This is a genomic window from Vibrio aphrogenes, assembly GCF_002157735.2.
GTDB classification, from domain to species: Bacteria; Pseudomonadota; Gammaproteobacteria; order Enterobacterales; family Vibrionaceae; genus Vibrio; species Vibrio aphrogenes.
The window spans coordinates 2043532-2066724 of record NZ_AP018689.1 but is presented as its reverse complement, the minus strand read 5'-3'; the positions used below and the strand labels follow the sequence as shown (position 1 = coordinate 2066724).

14 protein-coding genes and 1 riboswitch are annotated in these 23193 nt (G+C 42.5%); of the genes, 5 read left to right on the top strand and 9 right to left on the bottom strand.

Annotation, left to right across the window (positions count from 1 at the left end; all coding sequences use genetic code 11):
* Positions 1 to 88 precede the first annotated feature (88 nt).
* A complete protein-coding gene (locus VCA1004_RS09430) occupies positions 89 to 1174 on the bottom strand; it encodes an AI-2E family transporter (RefSeq protein WP_086981531.1) in 1086 nt (361 codons plus the stop codon).
* A 413-nt stretch (positions 1175 to 1587) separates the two neighbouring features.
* Complete coding sequence (gene hemL, locus VCA1004_RS09425; protein ID WP_086981530.1) at positions 1588 to 2880, bottom strand: glutamate-1-semialdehyde 2,1-aminomutase; 1293 nt, start codon at positions 2878 to 2880, stop codon at positions 1588 to 1590.
* A 345-nt stretch (positions 2881 to 3225) separates the two neighbouring features.
* Between hemL and erpA the strand changes: the two genes are divergently transcribed.
* Entirely contained in the window at positions 3226 to 3567 is a 342-nt protein-coding gene (erpA, locus tag VCA1004_RS09420) for an iron-sulfur cluster insertion protein ErpA (protein WP_086981529.1), read from the top strand.
* Positions 3568 to 3726: 159 nt separating this feature from the next.
* On the opposite strand, the gene VCA1004_RS09415 is transcribed toward erpA, so the two are convergent.
* Positions 3727 to 5013 carry a peptidoglycan DD-metalloendopeptidase family protein gene (locus tag VCA1004_RS09415; RefSeq protein WP_086981528.1) on the bottom strand — a complete coding sequence of 429 codons (1287 nt, stop codon included), beginning with the start codon at positions 5011 to 5013 and terminating at the stop codon, positions 3727 to 3729.
* Positions 5014 to 5152: 139 nt separating this feature from the next.
* On the opposite strand from VCA1004_RS09415, the gene tyrS reads away from it, so the two are divergent.
* The gene (tyrS, locus tag VCA1004_RS09410; RefSeq protein WP_086981527.1) at positions 5153 to 6340 is read left to right on the top strand and encodes a tyrosine--tRNA ligase; all 1188 of its coding nucleotides are present in this window, start codon (positions 5153 to 5155) and stop codon (positions 6338 to 6340) included.
* A gap of 241 nt (positions 6341 to 6581) precedes the next feature.
* Here the strand turns inward: tyrS and VCA1004_RS09405 are convergent, their stop codons facing one another.
* The gene (locus VCA1004_RS09405; RefSeq protein WP_086981526.1) at positions 6582 to 7928 is read right to left on the bottom strand and encodes a cation:proton antiporter; all 1347 of its coding nucleotides are present in this window, start codon (positions 7926 to 7928) and stop codon (positions 6582 to 6584) included.
* Between the two features lie 172 nt (positions 7929 to 8100).
* Here VCA1004_RS09405 and metH point away from each other — a divergent pair, with 172 nt between their 5' ends.
* On the top strand, positions 8101 to 11832 hold the full coding sequence (metH, locus tag VCA1004_RS09400) for a methionine synthase (RefSeq protein WP_086981525.1): 3732 nt from the start codon (positions 8101 to 8103) through the stop codon (positions 11830 to 11832).
* A 227-nt stretch (positions 11833 to 12059) separates the two neighbouring features.
* Here the strand turns inward: metH and lysC are convergent, their stop codons facing one another.
* The gene (gene lysC / locus VCA1004_RS09395; protein WP_408646903.1) at positions 12060 to 13424 is read right to left on the bottom strand and encodes a lysine-sensitive aspartokinase 3; all 1365 of its coding nucleotides are present in this window, start codon (positions 13422 to 13424) and stop codon (positions 12060 to 12062) included.
* 172 nt (positions 13425 to 13596) lie between these two features.
* A riboswitch (Lysine riboswitch) is annotated at positions 13597 to 13831 on the bottom strand.
* Between the two features lie 306 nt (positions 13832 to 14137).
* Between lysC and VCA1004_RS09390 the strand changes: the two genes are divergently transcribed.
* Positions 14138 to 15262 carry a pyridoxal-phosphate-dependent aminotransferase family protein gene (locus VCA1004_RS09390; RefSeq protein WP_086981524.1) on the top strand — a complete coding sequence of 375 codons (1125 nt, stop codon included), beginning with the start codon at positions 14138 to 14140 and terminating at the stop codon, positions 15260 to 15262.
* A gap of 224 nt (positions 15263 to 15486) precedes the next feature.
* On the opposite strand, the gene VCA1004_RS09385 is transcribed toward VCA1004_RS09390, so the two are convergent.
* The 4 genes from VCA1004_RS09385 to VCA1004_RS09370 all read right to left on the bottom strand — a co-directional run bounded on the left by VCA1004_RS09385 (position 15487) and on the right by VCA1004_RS09370 (position 22212).
* Positions 15487 to 17286: a PglL family O-oligosaccharyltransferase gene (locus tag VCA1004_RS09385; protein ID WP_086981523.1), complete on the bottom strand. Its 1800-nt coding sequence runs from the start codon at positions 17284 to 17286 to the stop codon at positions 15487 to 15489.
* 234 nt (positions 17287 to 17520) lie between these two features.
* Positions 17521 to 20346 (bottom strand): excinuclease ABC subunit UvrA, encoded by a 2826-nt coding sequence (uvrA, locus tag VCA1004_RS09380; protein ID WP_086981522.1) that lies wholly within the window; start codon positions 20344 to 20346, stop codon positions 17521 to 17523.
* Positions 20347 to 20500: 154 nt separating this feature from the next.
* Positions 20501 to 21352, bottom strand: coding sequence for a UTP--glucose-1-phosphate uridylyltransferase GalU (gene galU, locus VCA1004_RS09375; RefSeq protein ID WP_086981521.1), 852 nt, complete (start codon positions 21350 to 21352; stop codon positions 20501 to 20503).
* A gap of 188 nt (positions 21353 to 21540) precedes the next feature.
* Entirely contained in the window at positions 21541 to 22212 is a 672-nt protein-coding gene (locus tag VCA1004_RS09370; RefSeq protein ID WP_086981520.1) for a response regulator transcription factor, read from the bottom strand.
* Positions 22213 to 22515: 303 nt separating this feature from the next.
* On the opposite strand from VCA1004_RS09370, the gene VCA1004_RS09365 reads away from it, so the two are divergent.
* A complete protein-coding gene (locus VCA1004_RS09365) occupies positions 22516 to 23046 on the top strand; it encodes a single-stranded DNA-binding protein (RefSeq protein ID WP_086981519.1) in 531 nt (176 codons plus the stop codon).
* The last annotated feature ends 147 nt before the right edge of the window (positions 23047 to 23193 follow it).

The following is a 23193-nucleotide window of genomic DNA, read 5'->3' as shown; positions in this document are numbered from 1 at the left end:
TAAAACAGGCCTGATTTTCTCATAATCAAGCCTAGATACCAATTAATTCACCGTAGCGGCGGATGAAAAGCGAAGAAAAGTGCCGTTTCTAGCTGTTGTCTTGCATGTTCAGAAACGATTTGAATTCTTCTTCATACATTTTAAACAGCACCATGGTAATCGCAAAGATAAGTGGCCCATAAATCAAACCAATTAAGCCAAATAATTGAATGCCCCCTAGTAAGGCAAAAAAGATCATCAGAGTATCCATGCCCGCGCTACCTTGCATTAAGATTGGACGTAATAAATTATCAATCGAACCAATAACGGCAATGCCCCATACCACGATAAACAGTGCCCAAGTAATGTCACCGGTTAAGAATAAATATCCTGCCGCAGGTACCCAGACAAGGGCTGTCCCGACTACGGGAATGAAAGAAGCAGCTCCAATCATGGTCCCTAAAAATAGCCCTGGTAAGCCGACAAACCAAAATGCTAACCCCCCGACAAAGCCTTGTGCCACTGCGGTCAAAAAGGACCCTAATACAGCGGATTTTGACACTTGTTCGATCTCTGTGAGTAAGCGATCTTCTTGGCTGCGTGATAGCGGTAAAATATGTCGCATGTTATTGATTAATCGTTCTTGGTCTCGAAGCAAGAAGAATAAAACAAATAACATTAACAAGAAGTTCATAATAAAATGAGTCGCATCACCTAAAACGCCAGCGCTCACTGACACCAAAATACTCCCAAATTGTGAGATGAATTTAGCGGCTCTTTGGGCTATTTCTTGTGGAGTGACATGATCAAAGGGTAAATAATGATTGATGAGGTTGAGCCCTTTCACAACATAAGGATGAGCCAATAATTCTTGAATCCCTCCATTGGTGGCCCAAGCGTAAACCGTTTGAGATAAATGCGCCCCCTGTTGAACAATGGCAGCAAAAATTGCCAATAAAGGGAGTACAATCACAACGGTTAATAATAAACACGATAATAAGGCAGTAATATTCTTATGCTTGGGTAAAGTTTGGCTTAAGCGAGAATGAATGGGTGTTAATAATAAAGAAATAATAAATGCCATGATGATCGAATTTAGATATGGCGTGATCAATAAATAACAAGCATAAGCGGCGGCAAGTAACGCAATGATCAGCACCCAGTGCGTGGCGGTCATCTTAAATTTGTAGGGCATACATATTCCTTGTCGATGGAATCTATTAATGAAATAAAGGTCGTATGATTAATACCTAAGCTCAATGAAGGTTAAGTCATTGAGTATCTATAATGGCGATAATCAAGTCTCGAATCAATCGCTGATTTCTTGATGAATGAGCGGCATTGGTCTGGATAAAATTGAAGTAGTAAGGAGAGGTAATGGGTTGTTGTGATAATAAATGTGGTTGTGAGAAAACATCCAAAAGAAAAATCCCATGGTTTACCATTGGGGCAATATTATTAGGGATAGTCGTGGTGCTTAATTGGCAGTGGTAAACAAAAGGCTCGCCCTAGAATCCATTGGAATGTAGGGCGAGTTGATTGGTGCAATGATCACTCTTTTGCAATTATTAGAGCTTGTTTGCAATTAGAGCACTTTTGCCATAATCGTTATTTTTCTTTTGCCATAATAGCAAAGCTACGTTCAGCGGCTTCAATCGTTGCTTCGATTTCGCGAGAGGAATGCGCTAAAGACATAAAACTGGCTTCAAACGCTGACGGTGCTAAGTAAACACCATGCTCTAGCATTAAATGGAAGAAACGTTTAAAGCGCTCAGTATCACATTGAGTGACGTCTTGGTAACAAGTAATGTGTTTTTTATCGGTAAAGAAGAAACCGAACATACCACCGGCACGGTTGACGGCAAAAGGAATGTCATATTTTTCAGCCGCTTTCTTCAAGCCTTTAGTTAACTGCTTAGTGCGTTTAGCTAAACGAGCTTCATTTTCTTCACCGCGCAACTCTTTCAAGCATGCAAGGCCAGCTGCCATAGCGATAGGGTTACCAGATAACGTACCAGCTTGGTAAACAGGTCCGGTTGGCGCAACATATTGCATCACGTCTTTACGGCCACCAAAGGCACCAACAGGCATACCACCACCGATGATTTTACCTAAAGTGGTTAAATCCGGTTTGATATCATAAAAATCTTGCGCACCACCTTCAGCGACACGGAACCCTGTCATCACTTCATCAAAAATCAATAGGGCTTTATGCTCGTCACAAATCTCACGTAGACCTTCTAAAAAGCCTTCAACAGGTGGAATGCAGTTCATGTTACCAGCGACAGGTTCAACAATGATACAAGCAATTTGTTCTGGGTTGGCTGCAAATAAAGCGCGGACAGATTCAAGGTCGTTAAAAGTTGCGGTGAGGGTGTGTTTAGCAAAATCAGCCGGAACGCCCGGAGAGCTAGGTTGACCTAAAGTTAATGCGCCAGATCCCGCCTTGACCAGTAGGCTATCGGCATGGCCGTGGTAGCAACCTTCAAATTTTAGAATTTTATCTCGGCCAGTAAAGCCACGAGCAAGACGAATCGCACTCATTGTTGCTTCCGTACCAGAGCTTACCATGCGTAATTGTTCCATGGATGGCACCATTTCAGACACCAGCTCCGCCATTTTGATTTCAGTTTTGGTCGGTGCGCCAAAGCTTAAACCACGCTCTGCCGCTTTGATAACAGCATTACGAACGGCTTTATTGTTGTGGCCTAAAATCATTGGGCCCCAAGAGCCGACGTAATCAATGTAAGCTTTACCATCGGCATCAAAAATTAATGGCCCATCAGCACGTTCGATAAAAAGAGGATCACCTCCCACACCGTTGAATGCTCGAACGGGAGAGTTAACACCACCGGGAATGGTTTGTTGGGCTTTTTGGTATAGTTCTGAGGATTTACTCATGCTCTATCCTTAAATAGTGTATGACGACTTACTCGCTGCTCGGCTTATTGACAGTAGGCCAGATAAGTTAGGCAGAAGAGATTCATTATGTGAATGATTAAATTCGTGTCGGTATTGTATATTAGATGACACTATTTGTACTTGTTTCCTCGTTTTTTTCTTGTAACAGAGAAGTAATGTTAGTTTTCATCGTTTTATTTACTAAGTGACGATGAATACTTGAACGATAAGGTCAGGTATTGGATAATCACCCTATCTGTAATGCGCTTTGGATAGCGGCGCATTCTACCTAATCGTGATACTGAGTAGTTTTACTTGGTAAGTACGCTAATGAGAGAGGTCGTCATGAGCGATGAACAATTACCATTATCTTTTTCTGATACTGCTGCATCTCGCGTTAAAGCATTAATTTCAGAAGAAGAAAATCCAAATTTGAAATTACGTGTTTATATCACCGGTGGTGGTTGTAGTGGATTTCAATATGGTTTTACTTTTGATGAAAATATCAACGACGGTGACATGACCATTGTGAAGCAAGGCGTTACTTTAGTCGTTGATCCGATGAGCTTACAATATTTAATCGGTGGCGTTGTCGATTACACCGAAGGATTAGAAGGCTCACGTTTCTTTGTGAATAACCCTAATGCCACGACGACATGTGGCTGCGGCGCTTCATTTAGCGTGTAGCGTGCAAAAAATAATAAAGGCCCAGTTAGTTTTTAATTAACTGGGCCTTTTTTATGTCTAACCTAAAGTCTTCAGTGTCGTTGGACAGATTGTAGTTCGACAGATTGCAACTAGACAGACTGAAACTAGACAGAAAGACTGAGCAATCAATAGCTTGGTTTATTCATTGGCAATTAAACGATTATCATAACGTTCCAATTTGGCTAATTGTTGATTAGCAAATTGAATGAATTTTTGTTTTTTCTGCCCTGAAAGGGATTTAGATTGAGGCAAATCGACCGTACGTGGATTTTTATGGACCCCATTCACGAGAAACTCATAGTGTAAGTGTGGGCCTGTGACACGTCCGGTTCCGCCTAATGTGCCAATCGTATCGCCTTGTTTTACACGTTGACCCGTTTTGACTAAGCGTTTTTGTAAATGAAGATACTTAGTAATATAAGTGTTGCTATGACGAATAAATACATAGTTACCATTAAATTGGTTATAGCCAGATTTATCTACGATGCCATCACCCGCGGCCCAAATCGGTGTTCCCACTGGCGCCGCATAATCAGTGCCACGGTGCGCTGTGACTTTTCCGGTTACTGGGTGGCGACGAGTTGGGTTAAAGTTAGAACTGACTCGACGAAAATCTACGGGTGAGCGTAAAAAGGCTTTTTTCATTGCACGACCATTCTCGTCGTAATAATTGCCATCATCAGGATTTAATATAGCTTTGAAGGTACTACCTTGGTTACTAAAGACGGCGGCAATAATGTTTCCGCCGCCAATATTGCGACCTTCTACAAATTGCTCTTCAAACAACACTTCAAAATGGTCGCCCGCGCGAATATCTAATGCAAAATCGATATCCCAGCCAAAAATACCCGCTAACGACATAATTTGATTGGCAGTTAAACCGGAAGAAGCACCGGCGTTCCAAAAACTTGACGTGATGGTTGCCTCTGCATGGTTTAAATGGGTATTGATCTCTTTTTTCTCGATATGAGAGCGAAAGCTATCTTTTACTTTTGAAATTCGAAATGATTCATAAGCAGAAATGGGGCGAATTAATTGAGTAAATTCATGATCTTCATTAAATCCAAAAATCAATTTGTCTCCTGGGCGAAGACGAGATAATTGATTTTCAATTGCTTTATCACTGGAAACCAACTGATAAAGTAATTGGGCAGATAAACCAATGCGATTAAATAAAAGGGCGGTACTTTCTCCCGATTTTACCGTATAGGTTTCCCAGTCGATAAATACTTTGGGAGGCCCTTGGGGCGTTAATATGTCATCAGAAATCGTGAGTGGGTAATGTTTTCCAACCGTTAAACGAGGCTCATTACGGGTGAGTTCTTCCATGTCAGGAAGAGAGAAAGCAAGCATAACTGTGACAGCGCTAATAAAAGCTATCCATGCTTTATGAAAAAACGGTAATTGATTAAGGAATGCTCGCATTGTTGAAAATTATTCTGTTATTGTGGCAATAAATTGCTTGGAAAAAGAGATGTGCCAGTCTAACTGGTTTCCAAAAACAGCGCTATTGCGTATTATGTCCTGATTATACATTTTTACAGAATTGTTGGAGAAAACCTAAATGTCGAGTATTGAAGCTGCATTAGCTGAGATTAAACGTGGTGTTGATGAGCTTATCCCTGAAGAAGAACTGATTGAAAAGTTAAAAGAGAATCGTCCGCTGAAAATTAAATTAGGTGCCGATCCAACTGCCCCTGATATTCATTTAGGCCACACGGTTATTTTAAATAAACTTCGTACTTTCCAAGACCTTGGTCATGAAGTCACGTTTTTGATTGGTGACTTCACCGGTATGGTTGGTGATCCAAGTGGTAAAAATACGACCCGTCCACCACTGACTCGTGAAGATGTTCTGGCTAATGCTGAAACCTATAAGAAGCAAGTCTTTAAGATTCTAGACCCAGAAAAAACGACTATTCAGTTTAACTCAGAGTGGTTATCACATCTTGGCGCAGAAGGCATGATCCGTTTAGCATCAAATCAAACGGTTGCCCGTATGCTAGAGCGTGATGATTTCAAAAAACGTTATGCCAGCAACCAACCTATTGCGATTCATGAGTTTATGTATCCGTTACTACAAGGCTATGATTCTGTTGCGATGGAAACAGACGTGGAGCTAGGCGGTACTGATCAGAAGTTCAACTTATTGATGGGACGTGAGCTACAAAAAGCCCATGGTCAAAAACCACAAGTCGTTCTGATGATGCCATTATTAGTGGGTTTAGACGGTGAGAAAAAAATGTCTAAATCAGCGCATAACTACATTGGTGTGAGTGAAGCGCCAAGTGAAATGTTTGGTAAAATCATGTCAATCTCTGATGATTTGATGTGGAGTTACTACGAATTGTTGTCGTTCCGTCCATTAGAAGAAGTAGCTCAATTTAAAGCAGATGTTGAAGCGGGTAAAAACCCTCGTGACATTAAAGTGCTGCTAGCTAAAGAAATCATTGCTCGTTTCCACTCTGAAGCAGATGCGGAAGCGGCAGAACAAGAATTTGTGAACCGTTTCGCGAAAAATCAAATCCCAGATGAAATGCCTGAATTTGAATTTGAAGCAGGAATTGCCATTACGAACGCTTTAAAAGAAGCGGGTCTAGTCGCTTCTACTTCTGATGCGATGCGTATGATTCGTCAAGGTGCGGCGAAAATGGATGGGGAGAAAATTGAAGATACTAAATTGATCCCACAAGTGGGCACCTCTGTATACCAAGTTGGTAAACGTAAATTTGCTCGCATTACCATTAAGTAATGTCACTATCGATTTGATGGGCTATCAAAGATAAATAAAGCTACACAAAGACAGCTCAATCATATCAATATCAATATCAATATCGATAAAAATACTATTGCAGCCCGGCACTTAAATGTGTCGGGCTTTTTTGGGGCTATTAGCATAAAAAACTTTGGGCTATCAGCATAAAAAACGCCCGAATCAGAATAGAGGATTCGGGCGAGTGTTTGGTGCTTTTCTTTTAGGTTGGCAGCTCTGGTTAAACCTCTTTTTTCTGTGTATCTTCAGCTTGTGCTGTGTCAGCACTGGCTTTTAGTTGCTGAGCCTCATCCATTTGTTTTTGTACCAACTTAGCTTTATTGATCATAGGAGTGATGGTTGACCCTTGAATGAGAATCGAGAACACCACTACCGCATAAGTCATTACCATAATGATTTCTTTGACATCAATTTGATCTGCCGTCACAAAGTATTTACCGTGTGGAATAGATAGTGCCATTGCAAGTGCTAGACCGCCACGTAGGCCGCCCCAAGTTAAGATTTTTACCGACCATTTATTGTAGGTGCGGAAACGTTTGAAGCCAATAAATGGGATCCAGACGCTCAAGAAGCGGGCAAGCAATACCAGTGGAATCGCAATCGCCATCATAATCCAATCTTCTGAGTGGAATTCAAAAAGCAATAATGACATACCAATTAATAGGAATAAGATGCCATTTAAGAATTCATCAATTAACTCCCAGAAATGATCCATATGTTCGGTACTTTCTTTAGAGAACCCGACATAGCGCGTCCAGTTACCAATCATGATACTCGCAACCACCATTGCGAGAGGGCCTGATACCTCGAGTGTTTCAGCAAACGCATAACCTGCGGTTGGAATACAGATCATCAACAGCAGTTCCATTGAGTGATCGTTGGTTGAGCTGATGAGGTAATGGAACAGTAGCCCTAATACAAAACCATAAACAATACCGCCCACGGCTTCTTGCATAAATAAAGAAACCACATTACCAAAGGTTGGAGCGTGGCCACCAAAGGCAACTGTAAAAATGGTAACGAAGATAACTAAGCCAATACCATCGTTAAATAAAGATTCGCCTTCGATTTGAGTCGAAATACGTTGTGGAGCTTTTAATTTTTTAACAATGGCCAATACAGCGATGGGGTCGGTTGGTGAAATCAATGCACCAAACAATAAGCAGTAAATGAGATCAATGTGAATATTAATCACATTACAGATCCAATAGAGGCTGAAACCGATAAAGAAGGTTGAGAATAATGTTCCCACAAACGCCAGTATGGCAATTTCCCATTTTTGATCAGAAAAATGAGGAAGTTTGATCCCAAGACCACCGGCAAATAATAAGAAACCTAAAATCCCATTTAATAGGAAGTTTTCAAAGTTTATCTCTGCCATAGTCTTTGACGCGATATCAACTAAGTTGAACCAGCCGCTATGACCGGCAATGAGTATCAAAAGTGAAAGTACCATTGCGCCTGCAGTAATGGCGATCGTTGTCTGTAAACGACCAAATTTACTGTTAATCAATGCTATCAGCATCGCAGCAAACGATAAGAAGCAAAGCGTGTTATAAACCGACATAGTTTAACCTTGGTTGAGTGTAACAATTTGTAATTCGGCAATTTTCATGTGCTTCATTATAAATATCAATACATTTTTTATAAGATTAGAGCAAGAGAGACAAAATACATGGTAAAAAAGAGAATCTGGTAGCATTAAAAGTTATTTTAGACGTCTAGATTTCTATGCTAGGATGTCCAAAAGAGATAAGGAAAGAGGTTGTATCGTGGCTGGAAGCACTAGTACTCATCGTAATGAAGTGAAAAATCAAATTGAAGCATTATTAGCATCACGCATTTTATTAATTGATGGCGGGATGGGGACCATGATCCAATCGCATCAGTTACAAGAAGCCGATTATCGTGGTGAACGCTTTGCCGATTGGCATAGTGATCTCAAAGGTAATAATGACTTATTGGTCTTAACTCAACCGCAACTCATCAAGCAAATCCACTCGGATTATTTGGCCGCTGGCGCAGATATTCTCGAAACCAATACCTTTAATGCCACCACCATTGCGATGGCTGATTATGATATGCAAAGTTTGAGTGCGGAAATTAACTTTGCTGCCGCCAAACTTGCCAAACAAGCGGCGCAAGAGTGGACTGCAAAAACACCAGAGAAACCTCGTTTTGTCGCCGGTGTATTAGGGCCAACGAACCGCACTTGTTCGATTTCTCCTGATGTTAATGACCCAGGTTTTCGCAATGTCTCATTTGATGAGTTAGTACTTGCTTACTCTGAATCAACACGCGCCTTGATTGAGGGCGGAGTTGATATCATCATGATCGAAACTATCTTTGATACCTTAAATGCCAAAGCATGTGCCTTTGCGGTATTAAGTGTGTTTGATGAGATTGGCTACAAATTACCTGTGATGATTTCAGGTACTATCACCGATGCCTCAGGCCGAACTTTATCCGGTCAAACAACCGAAGCTTTCTATAATGCCTTGCGCCATGTTGAACCGTTATCTTTTGGTTTGAACTGTGCATTAGGGCCAGATGAATTACGACAATATGTTGAAGAGTTATCGCGCATTTCAGAAAGTTTTGTCTCCGCTCACCCTAATGCAGGTTTACCGAATGCTTTTGGTGAATACGATCTTGAACCGCGTGAAATGGCCAAACACATTCAAGAATGGGCGCAAAGTGGTTTCTTAAATATGGTCGGTGGTTGTTGTGGTACAACGCCTGAGCATATTCGCCAAATGGCCCGCGTGGTTGATGGCCTTAAGCCGCGCGCATTGCCAGAGCTTCCAAAAGCCTGTCGCTTGTCAGGTCTTGAGCCACTAACTATTGATCAAGACTCGCTTTTTGTGAACGTTGGTGAACGTACTAACGTCACTGGCTCGGCTAAGTTCAAGCGTTTAATTGTAGAAGAAGAATACGATGAAGCGCTTGATGTGGCGCGTGAACAAGTGGCTAATGGCGCACAGATCATCGATATCAACATGGATGAAGGGATGCTCGATGCCAAAGCTTGTATGGAGCGTTTCTTAAACCTCTGCGCCTCGGAGCCTGAAATTTCCAAAGTGCCGATCATGGTTGACTCCTCCAAATGGGAGGTGATTGAAGCTGGCCTGAAATGCGTGCAAGGCAAAGGCATAGTTAACTCCATTTCGATGAAAGAAGGCGTGGATAAATTCATCGAGCAAGCCAAGCTGATCCGTCGTTATGGCGCAGCTGTGATTGTGATGGCATTTGATGAAATTGGTCAGGCTGATACGCGTGAACGCAAAACTGAAATCTGTACTAAAGCGTACCGTATCTTAGTAGATGAGATCGGTTTCCCACCCGAAGACATTATTTTTGACCCTAATATCTTTGCGATTGCTACCGGCATTGAAGAGCATAATAACTATGCGGTTGATTTCATTGAAGCGGTAGGAGATATCAAGCGAGACCTACCTTATGCCATGATTTCTGGTGGCGTGTCGAATGTGTCGTTCTCATTTCGTGGTAATAACTACGTACGTGAAGCGATTCATGCGGTATTCCTGTATCACTGCTTTAAGAAAGGCATGGATATGGGGATCGTCAACGCGGGTCAATTAGAAATTTACGATAACGTACCCGATAAATTGCGTGAAGCGGTAGAAGATGTGGTGCTTAACCGTCGAGAAGATGGTACTGAGCGTTTGCTGGATATCGCTGAAGAGTATCGCGCCAATGGAGTGGGCAAAGCCGAAGATCCCGCCTTGTTGGAATGGCGTACTTGGGAAGTAGAAAAACGCCTAGAGCACGCCTTAGTCAAAGGCATTACCGAATTTATTGTTGAAGATACAGAAGAAGCGCGTCAAAAAGCAGCGAAGCCTTTAGAAGTGATCGAAGGCCCGTTGATGGATGGCATGAACGTAGTCGGGGATTTATTCGGTGAAGGTAAAATGTTCTTGCCGCAAGTGGTGAAATCGGCGCGTGTGATGAAGCAAGCGGTGGCCTATCTCGAACCTTATATTGATGCTGAAAAACAAGTTGGACAAACCAACGGTAAGATTTTATTGGCGACGGTAAAAGGTGATGTGCATGACATTGGTAAGAACATTGTTGGCGTCGTTTTGCAATGTAACAACTACGAAATCATCGATCTGGGCGTGATGGTGCCAACCGAGAAAATCCTTAAAGTCGCCAAAGAAGAAAACGTCGATATTATTGGTCTATCAGGGCTAATCACGCCATCGCTTGATGAAATGGTGCATGTGGCGAAAGAAATGGAGCGTCAAGGCTTCGACTTACCATTATTGATTGGTGGTGCCACTACCTCGAAAGCCCATACTGCGGTAAAAATCGAGCAAAACTACTCACAACCTGTGGTGTATGTGAATAATGCTTCACGTGCAGTTGGGGTGTGCTCTGCGTTGTTGTCTGATAGCTTGCGTCCAGCTTTTGTAGAAAAACTCGATCTTGATTATGAACGAGTGCGTGATCAGCATGCTCGTAAACGCCCTCGGACTAAACCGGTGACCTTAGAACGTGCTCGTGACAATAAAGTTGCGATTGATTGGCAAGTCTATACCCCGCCGGCACCAGCAAAACCGGGCGTGCATGTATTTGAACATATTGATACTGCGATCTTACGTCGATACATCGATTGGACGCCTTTCTTCTTAACATGGGGATTAATGGGTAAATACCCGGCAATTTTTGAGCATGAAGAAGTCGGTGAAGAAGCTCAGCGTTTGTATGATGATGCCAATGTCTTTTTAGATCGAATTGAACAAGAAGGGCTGCTGAAAGCCAGCGGCATGTGTGGCATGTTCCCTGCTAATAGTGTTGGTGATGACATTGAAGTGTATGCCGATGAATCGCGTACACAAGTGATTAAAGTGCTGCACAATTTGCGCCAACAAACGGAAAAGCCGAAAGGAGCGAACTATTGTTTATCCGATTACATTGCGCCAAAAGCCAGTGGTAAAGCCGATTGGATTGGTGGCTTTGCGGTAACCGGTGGTATTGGTGAGCGAGAGTTGGCCGATGCCTATAAAGCGCAAGGTGATGACTTTAATGCGATTATGATCCAAGCCGTTGCCGATCGCTTAGCTGAAGCTTTTGCTGAATACATGCATGAAATGGTGCGCAAAGACATTTGGGGTTATTCACCAGATGAAGCGCTCACCAATGATGATTTGATCCGTGAAAAATACCAAGGTATTCGCCCAGCGCCAGGTTATCCTGCTTGTCCTGAGCACACGGAAAAAGGTAGCTTGTGGGAGCTTCTCAAAGTAGAAGAAACCATTGGCATGTCATTGACCTCAAGTTATGCGATGTGGCCGGGAGCTTCAGTTTCGGGTTGGTACTTCTCACACCCAGAATCTCGTTATTTTGCGATCGCTCAGATCCAACAAGATCAAGCGGAAGATTACGCTAAACGTAAAGGTTGGGATGAAGTGGAAATGGAGAAGTGGTTAGGGCCGAATTTGAGCTAAAGATAGGGAAGAGCGGTCCCTGGTCCCTAGTTCCTAGGTGGCGGAGGCTGTTAATTCTTCTTGTTTCTTCAAGCTATTTAGCTGATAAAATAAAGGCGATAACTTATTAACAGTTATCGCCTTTAATCTTTTTAAATTCTTAAACTTTTATTTGCTGAGTAAGGGATTGAAAGCGGATCCGAATCTTCTTTTCCTAGAAACTAGGGACTAGAACCCTCGTGCCTTCCTTATTCAAATAACTCTCTATGTAATACTTCTACCGCATGTTTGGCTTCTTGAGATTCTAATAAGAAACATAGATTATGGGGGCTAGCACCATAACAAATCATACGTAAGTTAACGTCTTCGAGCGCAGTAAATACTTGCTTCGCATAGCCTTTCTTAGCGCTCATTTTATTACCAATTAAAGCGACTAAGCTCAGGTTGTGTTCCACTTCAACGTTACACAGCTGTTCCAATTCTGCGCGGGCATCGACGGGCAGCTCTGGAGCTTGTCCTGAGGTGTTGGTTTGATCTAGGGTTAAAGAGACACTGACTTCTGAGGTCGTGATTAAATCAACGGAAACTTGGTACTTGGCCAAAATTGCAAAGACTTGCGCAAGGAAGCCATAAGTTTGGAACATATCAAGGCTGCGTAGTGTGACCATAGTTTGGTTGTTACGCAGTGCTAATGCACGAAACAGTGGGGCACTTTCGACTTGCTGACGAATCCAAGTCCCACCTTTTTCTGGTTCACGAGAAGAGCCCACAAAAACCGGGATCTTATGACGTAAAGCCGGAAGCAGAGTAGACGGATGAAGGATTTTGGCCCCAAAATTGGCCATTTCAGAAGCTTCACTAAAACTGATTTCAGGAATCGGAGTGGCTTTGGGCGCAATACGAGGATCGGTGGTATAGATCCCTGGGACATCGGTCCAAATTTCTAAACCACAAGCTTTGACCGCTTCAGCAATTAAAGCAGCACTGTAGTCACTGCCACCACGGCCTAAAGTAGTGGTATTGCCGTCCACATCACTACCAATAAAGCCTTGGGTGATCACCACATAGTCTTGGCAAAGTGGTGATAACTTTTGTTGTGCTAACGCCGAGATTTCAGGGATATTAGGCTCCGCTTTACCAAAGTCTCCATTAGTACGCAGAACTTCGCGGATATCAAAACGTACCGCTTGAATGCCACGTTCAATCATCAATTGAGTCAAAATGTGGGTCGACATTAATTCACCACACGCAACAATGTGGTCAGTCAGTTTATCGCTCGATTGAAATGAGGCTGCCTCAGCCATACCGGCTAAGATCTCTAAAATATCATCAACCGCTTGTTTGGTTTTTTGCTGATCAGAAAAGTGTTCAATGATGGAATAATGAATGGTTTTTAGTTCGGTAAAGATAGCGTCACGATCATTGGGATTTTGTACACCTAATGCTAATTCGACTAAGAGATTGGTGACGCCAGAACAAGCGCTGCTGACGACCAGTTTCGTCGTCGGGTTATTTTCAATGATAGTGGCACAACGACTCATGGCATCGAAATTTGCCACACTAGTCCCACCAAATTTTGCTACGTTAAATGCGCTCACGGCATAGTCTCCCATTTGATACCAATCAGAGCGTGAAAGCCTCACACTGTTTTTCTATAAATAATGATGATTGGTATTACTTCATAAATACTTATCAAAATTGGATAAGCAAACGTCCATTGTTGAAGAGCGATTTCTTAGAGCAGGGCAATACATAGAGGCCAACACCGAACAGTGTGACCATGCAAACCTGAGAAGCTCTTCACCATAAAGTATGGTGACAGTTGACAGGATTCAACCTGTACAACCGATGGGAAATAACCGTATAAGCTAAAGATGCAACTAAGGTATTTAGCAGCTTTAATTTATCAGTTTAAATGCCCGAGCATTTACCCATCTCGGCGTAACTCCCCCTGAATGATTGGTGTTGGATATCGGGATCCACCGACCATCTGCCTGGGTTACGCTCCTCTTCTTAGTTAATCTGAATTCAGATTAGTGTGATGATCCATCGTGTGAGTCACCACGTTCCTTTCAACCTAAATTAGGCAGAAATGAAGCTACATTGAACGTTGTTGTTGGTGAAAAGTCAATCATCGAAGTAAGAGAATAAGCATTTTTTTCGAGTTGATTTGATGGCGATAAAATTCAAGAATGTAGATAACATGTTCTTTGAGCTTATTGCTTAATTATTGGTACTTGTAGCACACACTTTCCGTTTCCCAAACATGATCGAAAGATGATGCCAACGGAGATTATAATAATGGATGATACTATTAAGGATATTTATGACTTTTCAACGTTTTCTTCCACCACGCCGAATTTTAATGGGGCCAGGGCCTTCTGATATTTCCTCTGATGTTTTACAAGCGTTAAGTCGTCCTACTGTTGGACACTTAGACCCTTTGTTTATTGGGATGATGGATGATGTCAAAGCTTTGCTAAAATACGCTTTTCAAACGGAAAATGAATTTACCATTCCTGTTTCAGCACCCGGCAGTGCTGGCATGGAAGCTTGCTTTGTGAACTTAATTGAACCAGGCGATAAAGTGATCATTTGCCGTAATGGTGTCTTTGGTGAACGAATGCGTGAAAACGCCCTTCGCAGCGGTGCCGAGGTGGTGCTGGTGGATGATGAATGGGGGCAACCTGTCAGTGTTGAGAAAGTGAAATCCGCTTTCATGGAACATAGTGATGCCAAAATATTAGCCTTTGTGCATGCTGAAACCTCGACCGGCGCATTAAGTGATGCCCAAGCGCTCTCTCAAGTTGCCAAACATTATGGCGCATTGACCATAGTGGATGCGGTGACCTCATTAGGTGGCGTGCCTTTGAAAGTCGATGAGTGGCAATTAGATGCGGTTTACTCTGGGAGTCAAAAATGCTTATCGTGCGTCCCGGGGCTATCCCCAATCACCTTTTCTCCTAACGCGATCGCAAAAATCCAAGCACGTAAAACGCCAGTACAAAGCTGGTTTCTCGATCAAAGTTTAGTATTGGGCTATTGGAGCGGGGAAGGAAAGCGCAGCTATCATCATACGGCTCCAGTCAATAGCTTGTATGCGTTACATGAAGCCTTGCTCGCTTTATATCAAGAAGGGCTTGAGAATGCGTGGCAACGTCATGCTGAAATGCATCAAAAATTAAAAGCTGGCCTAGAAGCTTTAGGTTTTCAATATGTGGTGGATGAGGCGCATCGTTTACCTCAACTTAACTCTGTTTATTTACCTGAAGGGGTGGATGATGCCAGCACTCGTCAACAGTTATTACAACAATATAACCTTGAAGTCGGGGGAGGCTTAGGGGCTTTAGCCGGTAAAGTGTGGCGTATTGGTTTAATGGGTTATAGCGCAAAAAATGAAAATGTCGCGCTGTGTTTGAAAGCGTTGCAAGAGACGATCGAAGGTAAATAAGTAAATAAGTAAATAAGTAAATAAGCACCGAGTCCTTATTCTGGCCATAAAAACACAATCATCGTGACAAGTCGCTATTGGTTGACAACATAGCGAAGGATGGCGAGTAAAAGGAGAGTGATTAGGACAACGAGTGAAGAGAAATCCGGCGCTCGTTGTCCATTTTTAGATTGTAGAGAGTCCTAAGATATGCCTCTAAAAACTCGCTATTAGGACCGATAAAGCTATTCTTTTTCCGCTCCTGAAATCGCTTGAGCCGCAGATAACGCCGCTGCGCGAGAGGCTCTTTCTTGTGGTGACAGATAACGAATTTTTGAAAAATCTTGCTCAGGGAATAAAAATTCAGCCTCTTTACGTATTTCAGCGGCTTTTTTATCTTCTCCGATACCTTGATAAGCCACAATTAGGTTGGAATAAAAGGCGGCGCGAGGTTTACGTTTTATGATTTCAGTAGCCCACTCAATATAAGGTTGAATGTATTCTGGTTTATCCAAATGTAAGCCAATATTCATTTGTGTATGATAGACATCCCAATCAAATCGATCTTTCCAAACACTTGGGTTAGACACCTGATTCAATAAATCGGGATTCAGTGGACGAGTATATTCAAATCGACTGAGGACATAATTCGTATGTAATGCGGTTAACATGAAAAAGGCCGTGACGATCGGAATGAGGAGAGAAACCACACGCAATAGGCTTTTTGATACATGAGCGAAAGCAAAGGTTTGATATTGAGACGTTAATTGGTCGACCCAGTAAATCAAGATAACAAATATGATCCAGTGGATCGCAGAATGATAAAATGGATATTCTAGTTGGGTATGCAGCACGATCGGGAAGAATAACCCCACGAGGGCAAGATGAGTTCCTTTCGGGGATTTTCTGACTCTGCGAAATACCGCAAGTGCGGCGAGGATTAATCCAAGAATAGGGAGGATTCCGCCTTCTACCGCCCAATAAAGAATTTCATTATGCGGGTGATCCATTGAGGGTAACCCTGGGTGGTAGTTGTGATTTAATTGGTGCTGGCGCGCGGTATAGACCATATAAGCGGGTTCAAATTTACCATAACCATAACCAGAAAGCGGTTGCTCGATCACCATATCGACAGTTTGCGGAAAAGTGTAACGGCGCGGACTTTCCAGATTAGATTTCTGAGCAATTAACTCATTCCCACCATTAAGTGTCGCTAAGGTATAGCCCCCGGTTAAGCCTAAAATGACCGAGATTGCCCAAAGCGTGAGTGTCTGTTTTGGGGCAAATTTGACTAAATAAGGGATTAATAACAAGGTTGCCACACTAGCGCCTAGCCAACCAGTGCGAGAAGCCAGTACCCATAATAAAGGAATCGTGATCAGAGGCATCAACAATAATAATATAGCGACGGCTTTATGGTGCAGAGTGCGTGTTTGCTGCTGTCGCGCTAATAAATAAGAGCTGACTGCCAAACCGGTAGCAAAGAAACTCGCGGTGACATTGGGCTGTTGGAAAATGGCGAAAGGTCGATTGGATTCAGTATTGTAACCAAACGAATTACCGGGCTCTAAAAACAAATATTGAAAATAGCTGTACACCGACTCAATAAACACCGCTCCCACAATAAAGAGCAATAGGGTTTGCTTTTGTTTGATTGAGAGGGGGTATTGATGAAGAATGAGTAACAACAGCCAACCTGCCCACAAGCCAATCAGCCTTAACATGACATCTTGTCCATTTGAGTCTGGATAGAAGACAGGGATGGTTAAAATAATACAGACGATAAACATCACGACCGTTAGGCTCGTAATACGTATTTTTTGCAGATTGCTTATCGCATAAAGACCAATGCCAAAGCTTATGCTAAGCGCTAACCAAGTGGTGGTGTTAAAAGAAAGTGTGAGGCCAGCGCCGCCTGGGTTTGGTTGAAAATAATGCATGGCAATGAAAAAAACGATCCCTAATGACCATAAAAAAGGTTTCGCTAAAATGCTTGGCTCAGGTACTTCCTCTAATTGAGTGCCTTGAGTGTGTAAGATTGCCATGTCAGTTACAGTCCTAAATTGTCGCAGTAAAATTTGCCACTAATACTATCATTAATGAGTAAAAAAAGATGAGCTAAGATCAAAGCTGCGAGCGGAATAACGAGGTGTTGTTGAAGAAAATTAGCTTGATGGATAATGAGATAGGATCATAATCCCCGAGACCCGAGACCCGAGACCCGAGACCCGAGACCCGAGACCCGAGACCCGAGACCCGAGACCCGAGACCTCGTTCATCTATTTCAATAATGGCTTTAAGAAATGCGCCGTGTGTGAGCCCTTGACTTTCACTACTTGTTCAGGTGTACCCGCGGCAATGATTTCACCGCCACCACTTCCCCCTTCAGGGCCTAAATCAACAATCCAATCTGCGGTTTTGATGACATCAAGATTGTGTTCAATCACTACAATGGTATTGCCGTGGTCACGTAAGCGATGCAGCACGGTCAGTAATTGCTGAATATCGTGGAAGTGCAGCCCTGTTGTCGGTTCATCGAGAATGTATAAGGTTTTTCCGGTATCACGTTTGGAAAGCTCTTTGGCCAGTTTCACTCGTTGCGCTTCACCGCCTGATAACGTTGTTGCCGCTTGCCCTAAACGAATATAAGACAAGCCAACATCGATTAAGGTTTTGAGTTTGCGAGCAATCACCGGCACCGGTTCGAAGAAGGCGTGCGCATCTTCGACTGTCATTTCTAAAACCTCATCAATGCTCTTGCCTTTGTAGCGTACATCTAAGGTCTCACGATTATAACGCTTACCTTTACAAGCATCACAAGGTACATACACGTCAGGTAAGAAGTGCATTTCCACTTTAATAACCCCATCACCTTGGCAGGCTTCACAGCGTCCACCACGAACGTTAAAACTAAAGCGCCCCGGTTTATAGCCACGAGAGCGAGACTCTTGAGTGCCGGCAAACAGTTCACGAATGGGGGTGAAAATGCCAGTATAGGTCGCTGGGTTTGAACGTGGGGTACGGCCAATTGGGCTTTGGTTAATATCAATTACCTTATCAAAGTGCTCAAGGCCATTGATTTTCTTATAAGGTGCGGCTTCAGCTGTGGTCGCGCCATTTAAACGTGCATGGGCAATTTTAAAGAAAGTATCATTAATCAGAGTCGATTTACCGGAGCCAGATACACCTGTCACACAAGTCAATAAGCCTACCGGAATAGAAAGGTCGACATTGTGTAAGTTATTGCCGGTTGCGCCAATCAACTCGACCACTTTCTTTTTATCTATTGGCGTGCGTTGTTTCGGCACTTCAATTTGTTTTACGCCACTTAAGTATTGGCCTGTCAGTGAGTTCGGGTTGTCGAGGATATCTTGCATGCTGCCTTCGGCAATCACATTCCCACCATGAACACCGGCTCCAGGGCCAATATCGATCACATGGTCGGCCGCACGGATCGCATCTTCATCGTGTTCGACCACCAATACGGTATTGCCTAAATCACGCAGGTGGATCAAGGTTTTGAGTAAGCGTTCATTATCACGCTGATGTAATCCGATCGAGGGCTCATCGAGTACGTACATCACACCGACTAATCCTGCCCCAATTTGACTGGCAAGACGAATACGCTGCGCTTCTCCACCGGATAAGGTTTCGGCGCTCCGTGATAAGTTCAGGTAATTCAGCCCCACGTTGATCAAGAAATTTAAACGGTCGTTGATCTCTTTTAAGATCTTCTCTGCGATTTGTGCTCGTTGCCCAGTCAGTTGCAAGGATGCAAAAAACTGCATCGCGTCATGAATACTCATCTCAACCACTTGTGGCAAGTTGGTATTGTCAATAAAGACATGACGAGCTTCGGTTTTTAGACGCGCACCACCACAGCTTGAGCAGCATTTATTTGAAATATATTTAGATAACTCTTCACGAACAGAGTTCGATTCTGTTTCATGATAGCGGCGATTTAAGTTATTGAGGATGCCTTCAAAAGGATGGCGTTTAACGCGAATATCACCACGATCATTGACGTATTTAAATTCGATTTGTTCTTTCTTCGAGCCGTTTAAGACCACCTCTCGAATTTTCTTCGGTAGTTGATTAAAGGGTTGTTGTAAATCGAAGTCATAATGTTCAGCCAATGCGCTTAACATTTGAAAGTAATAGAAGTTCTTTTTATCCCAACCACGAATGGCCCCATTGGCTAAGCTTAGGCTTTCGTCTTGGATGACACGCTCGGCATCAAAATATTGTTGTACCCCTAAACCGTCACAGGTTTCACAGGCCCCGGCTGGGTTGTTAAAAGAGAATAAGCGCGGCTCTAGCTCTCGCATGCTGTAGCCACAGTGTGAACAAGCGAAATTTGCTGAGAAAATAATGTCTTCTTGGTTATCATCATCCATCCAACTGACGGTAGCGGTGCCACCGGAAAGCTCTAACGCGGTTTCAAATGATTCAGCCAAACGTTGTTGAATTCCCTCACGCACTTTAAAGCGATCCACCACCACTTCAATGGTGTGTTTTTTATGCAGCTCTAAGGTCGGTGGATCGGAAAGATCACAGGTTTCACCATCAATACGAGCACGGATAAAACCTTGTGCGGCGAGATTTTGTAGCGTTTTAACATGCTCACCTTTACGTTCTTTCACGATCGGGGCCAGTAACATCAGTTTGCTGTTTTCTGGCATTTCTAGCACTTTATCAACCATTTGTGAGATGGTTTGTGCTGCAAGCGGTGTATCGTGCTCTGGGCAACGCGGCTCTCCTACACGAGCGTAAAGCAGACGCAAATAATCGTAGATTTCAGTAATGGTACCAACGGTTGAACGAGGGTTATGAGAGGTCGACTTTTGTTCAATAGAAATCGCCGGAGATAAGCCTTCGATATGATCCACATCGGGTTTTTCCATCAAGGATAAAAATTGGCGAGCGTAGGCAGAAAGAGATTCAACATAACGACGCTGCCCTTCAGCATAGAGGGTATCAAACGCTAATGACGATTTACCTGAACCTGATAAACCGGTAATGACAATCAATTTATCTCGAGGGATGGTGAGGTTGATGTTTTTAAGGTTGTGGGTTCGGGCGCCGCGAACTTCGATTGTTTCCATGCTTCACGTTCTCATTGGTTAAAAGTTAGCGCCATTAGTATTACATAAGTTTGAAAAAGTAGAAATAAGATACTGTATAAATTGACAGTAAAAAGCCGTCTTCATAGGCAATGAAGACGGCTTTCAAATAGAATAAGCTCAGGCTAAATAGAAATTATTTTTTGCTGGTTTTGGTATCTTGTGCTTTCAGATACATGTTTTCATAGCAGTAGTTTGTTGCTTCGATATAGCCTTCAACGCTACCACAGTCAAAGCGTTTGCCTTTAAACTTATAAGCTAACACACAACCTGATTTGGCTTGTTTAAGTAGGGCATCAGTGATTTGAATTTCTCCACCTTTGCCGGGTTCTGTTTGTTCAATCAGCTCAAAAATATCTGGCGTCATAATATAACGACCGATGATGGCTAAATTACTTGGTTCAGTACCTGGTTCTGGTTTTTCGACCATGTCATCAACACGGTACAAATCGTCTTTAATCATTTCACCAGAAATCACACCATATTTGTGAACGTCTTCTTTTGGAACTTCTTGAACGGCCACAATGGTGCAACGAAATTGCTTATACAGTGCAACCATTTGAGAAAGCACCCCTTCATCAGGGTTAACACATAAGTCATCCGCTAAGACTACGGCAAAAGCTTGGTCGCCCACTAATTCACGACCGGTTAAAATTGCATGACCTAAACCTTTCATTTCGCGCTGACGAATATAGGTAAAGTTAGCGCTATCAATGATGTCGCGAATATCAACTAAGAGCTCTTCCTTGTTGGTGCCTTTAATTTGGTGCTCAAGTTCGTAGTTTTTATCAAAGTGATCGGTCAAAGAGTGCTTACCACGTCCAGTGACAATGCACATACCGGTCATTCCCGCTTGAATGGCTTCTTCAACCCCATATTCAATCAGAGGTTTGTTAACGACGGGCATCATTTCTTTGGGCATGGATTTCGTAGCAGGTAAGAAACGTGTTCCATAACCCGCAGCAGGGAATAGACATTTTTTGATCATGATAAACCTTTAATTCTTATAGATGGTATATGCCGAATAAAATAGCATCTTTTCAGTATTCAAGACAAACATAGCAACGGAATGTTGTCGTTTGATGTCAAAAAAAGTGCAAGCAATTGTTTTTATAATAAAAGTCAAAATCAACACAAGAGATTGATGATGATCAGTAGCTATAAAAATTAAGCAAATTAAGTGCCAGTTTTGACAGAGGTTAAATACATTTGCGCCCAATTGATCGCTTGCCTACGATTTCGGACATTCAATTTTTTAAAGATTCGGTACAAATGAGACTTGATGGTGTGCTCGCTGACAAAAAGCAGATCCGCAATGTCTAAATTAGAATGCGTCATTTGTAAGTGGGATAAGATTTCAATTTCTCGTTTGGTTAACGATAATCTTGCTTGGATATCTTTGTGGTCTTGTTGTTTGTTGAGTGCTTGCCAATATTGAATTAATTCGACTAATAACGCTTTAGGCAAGCAATTGTTACCTGTCGCTATTTTTAAAGTACATTCGCAAAATTCATGACTAGAGATCGAATCATAAAAATAACCGGATAAATTATGCCAGATAGAAAGGAGCGCGAGGTTTGGCACTGTTGGAGCATAAATAAGGGCGCTGGCTTTAGCTTGTTGTAATATTGGATGAGTTTGTAAGTGTAATAAGGTGTTTTCATTGATTCGGGCATCAACCAATAATAGGTGGTTGTGACTGATAGGATAACCGTGTTTTAGTGCGTTAATATGGAGGATTCTGATCTCAACTTGTTTGAGTTTGGTTAATGTTTCGAGCAAAGGGTCATAATAAGAAATAGACGGAGAGAGCAGATAGATTAATGTCTGGTGGTTTAAGTCAGTCATGGCATCCTTTCCAAAATCAAATGAAAAATTAATGTCTTATACAAAAACTAGGAATGACTTTATGCTAACCCTCCTTGAGCTGGTAGTTATTATTGTTGGTTTTTTGTTCGCTTATTAAAAGTGAGAATAGATTCATTATCATTAATTTTTTATGGGAAATGCTTTGTAAATTAATGAATTTGTTGTGTGTTTGAGTGAGCTTTTCCGCAAGATTGAGTTCGTGGGCGCATTGCTATACCCTTGAGTGTAGAAAGCGTGATATCATTGGTCGCTATTTTAAAATGTATTGAGACGGAGCAGAACATGGCTAGCCGCGGAGTAAATAAAGTAATTTTAGTCGGAAATTTAGGTAACGATCCTGAGATTCGTTATCTACCAAGCGGTGGTGCAGTTGCTAATATTACGATTGCCACCTCTGAAAGCTGGAGAGATAAAGCAACAGGTGAACAACGCGAAAAAACCGAATGGCATCGCGTGGCTTTATTTGGCAAATTAGCGGAAGTAGCTGGTGAGTATTTGCGCAAAGGCTCTCAAGTCTATATTGAAGGTCAATTGCAAACTCGTAAATGGCAAGATCAAAGTGGACAAGACCGTTATACGACAGAAGTCGTTGTGCAAGGCTTTAACGGTGTTATGCAAATGCTGGGTGGACGTGCTCAAGGTGGTAATGCACCAATGGGTAATAATTCAGGTAACCAACAAGGAAATTGGGGTCAACCTCAACAGCCACAGGCGCAGCAGTCAGCTCCTCGTGCTCCTCAACAAGCACCACAACAGGCCGCACCGCAGTACAATGAGCCGCCAATGGATTTTGATGACGACATTCCGTTCTAATAACGAGTAATAAAATGAACGTGAGTGCACGATTTTAATAAAAAGCCACATATAAGTTGTGGCTTTTTTGTTATTATGATCAAGTAAATAGTCATTTCTATCGATAAGATATCAATGACTCAAAAGTTAGTTTAAACGGAATTTAAA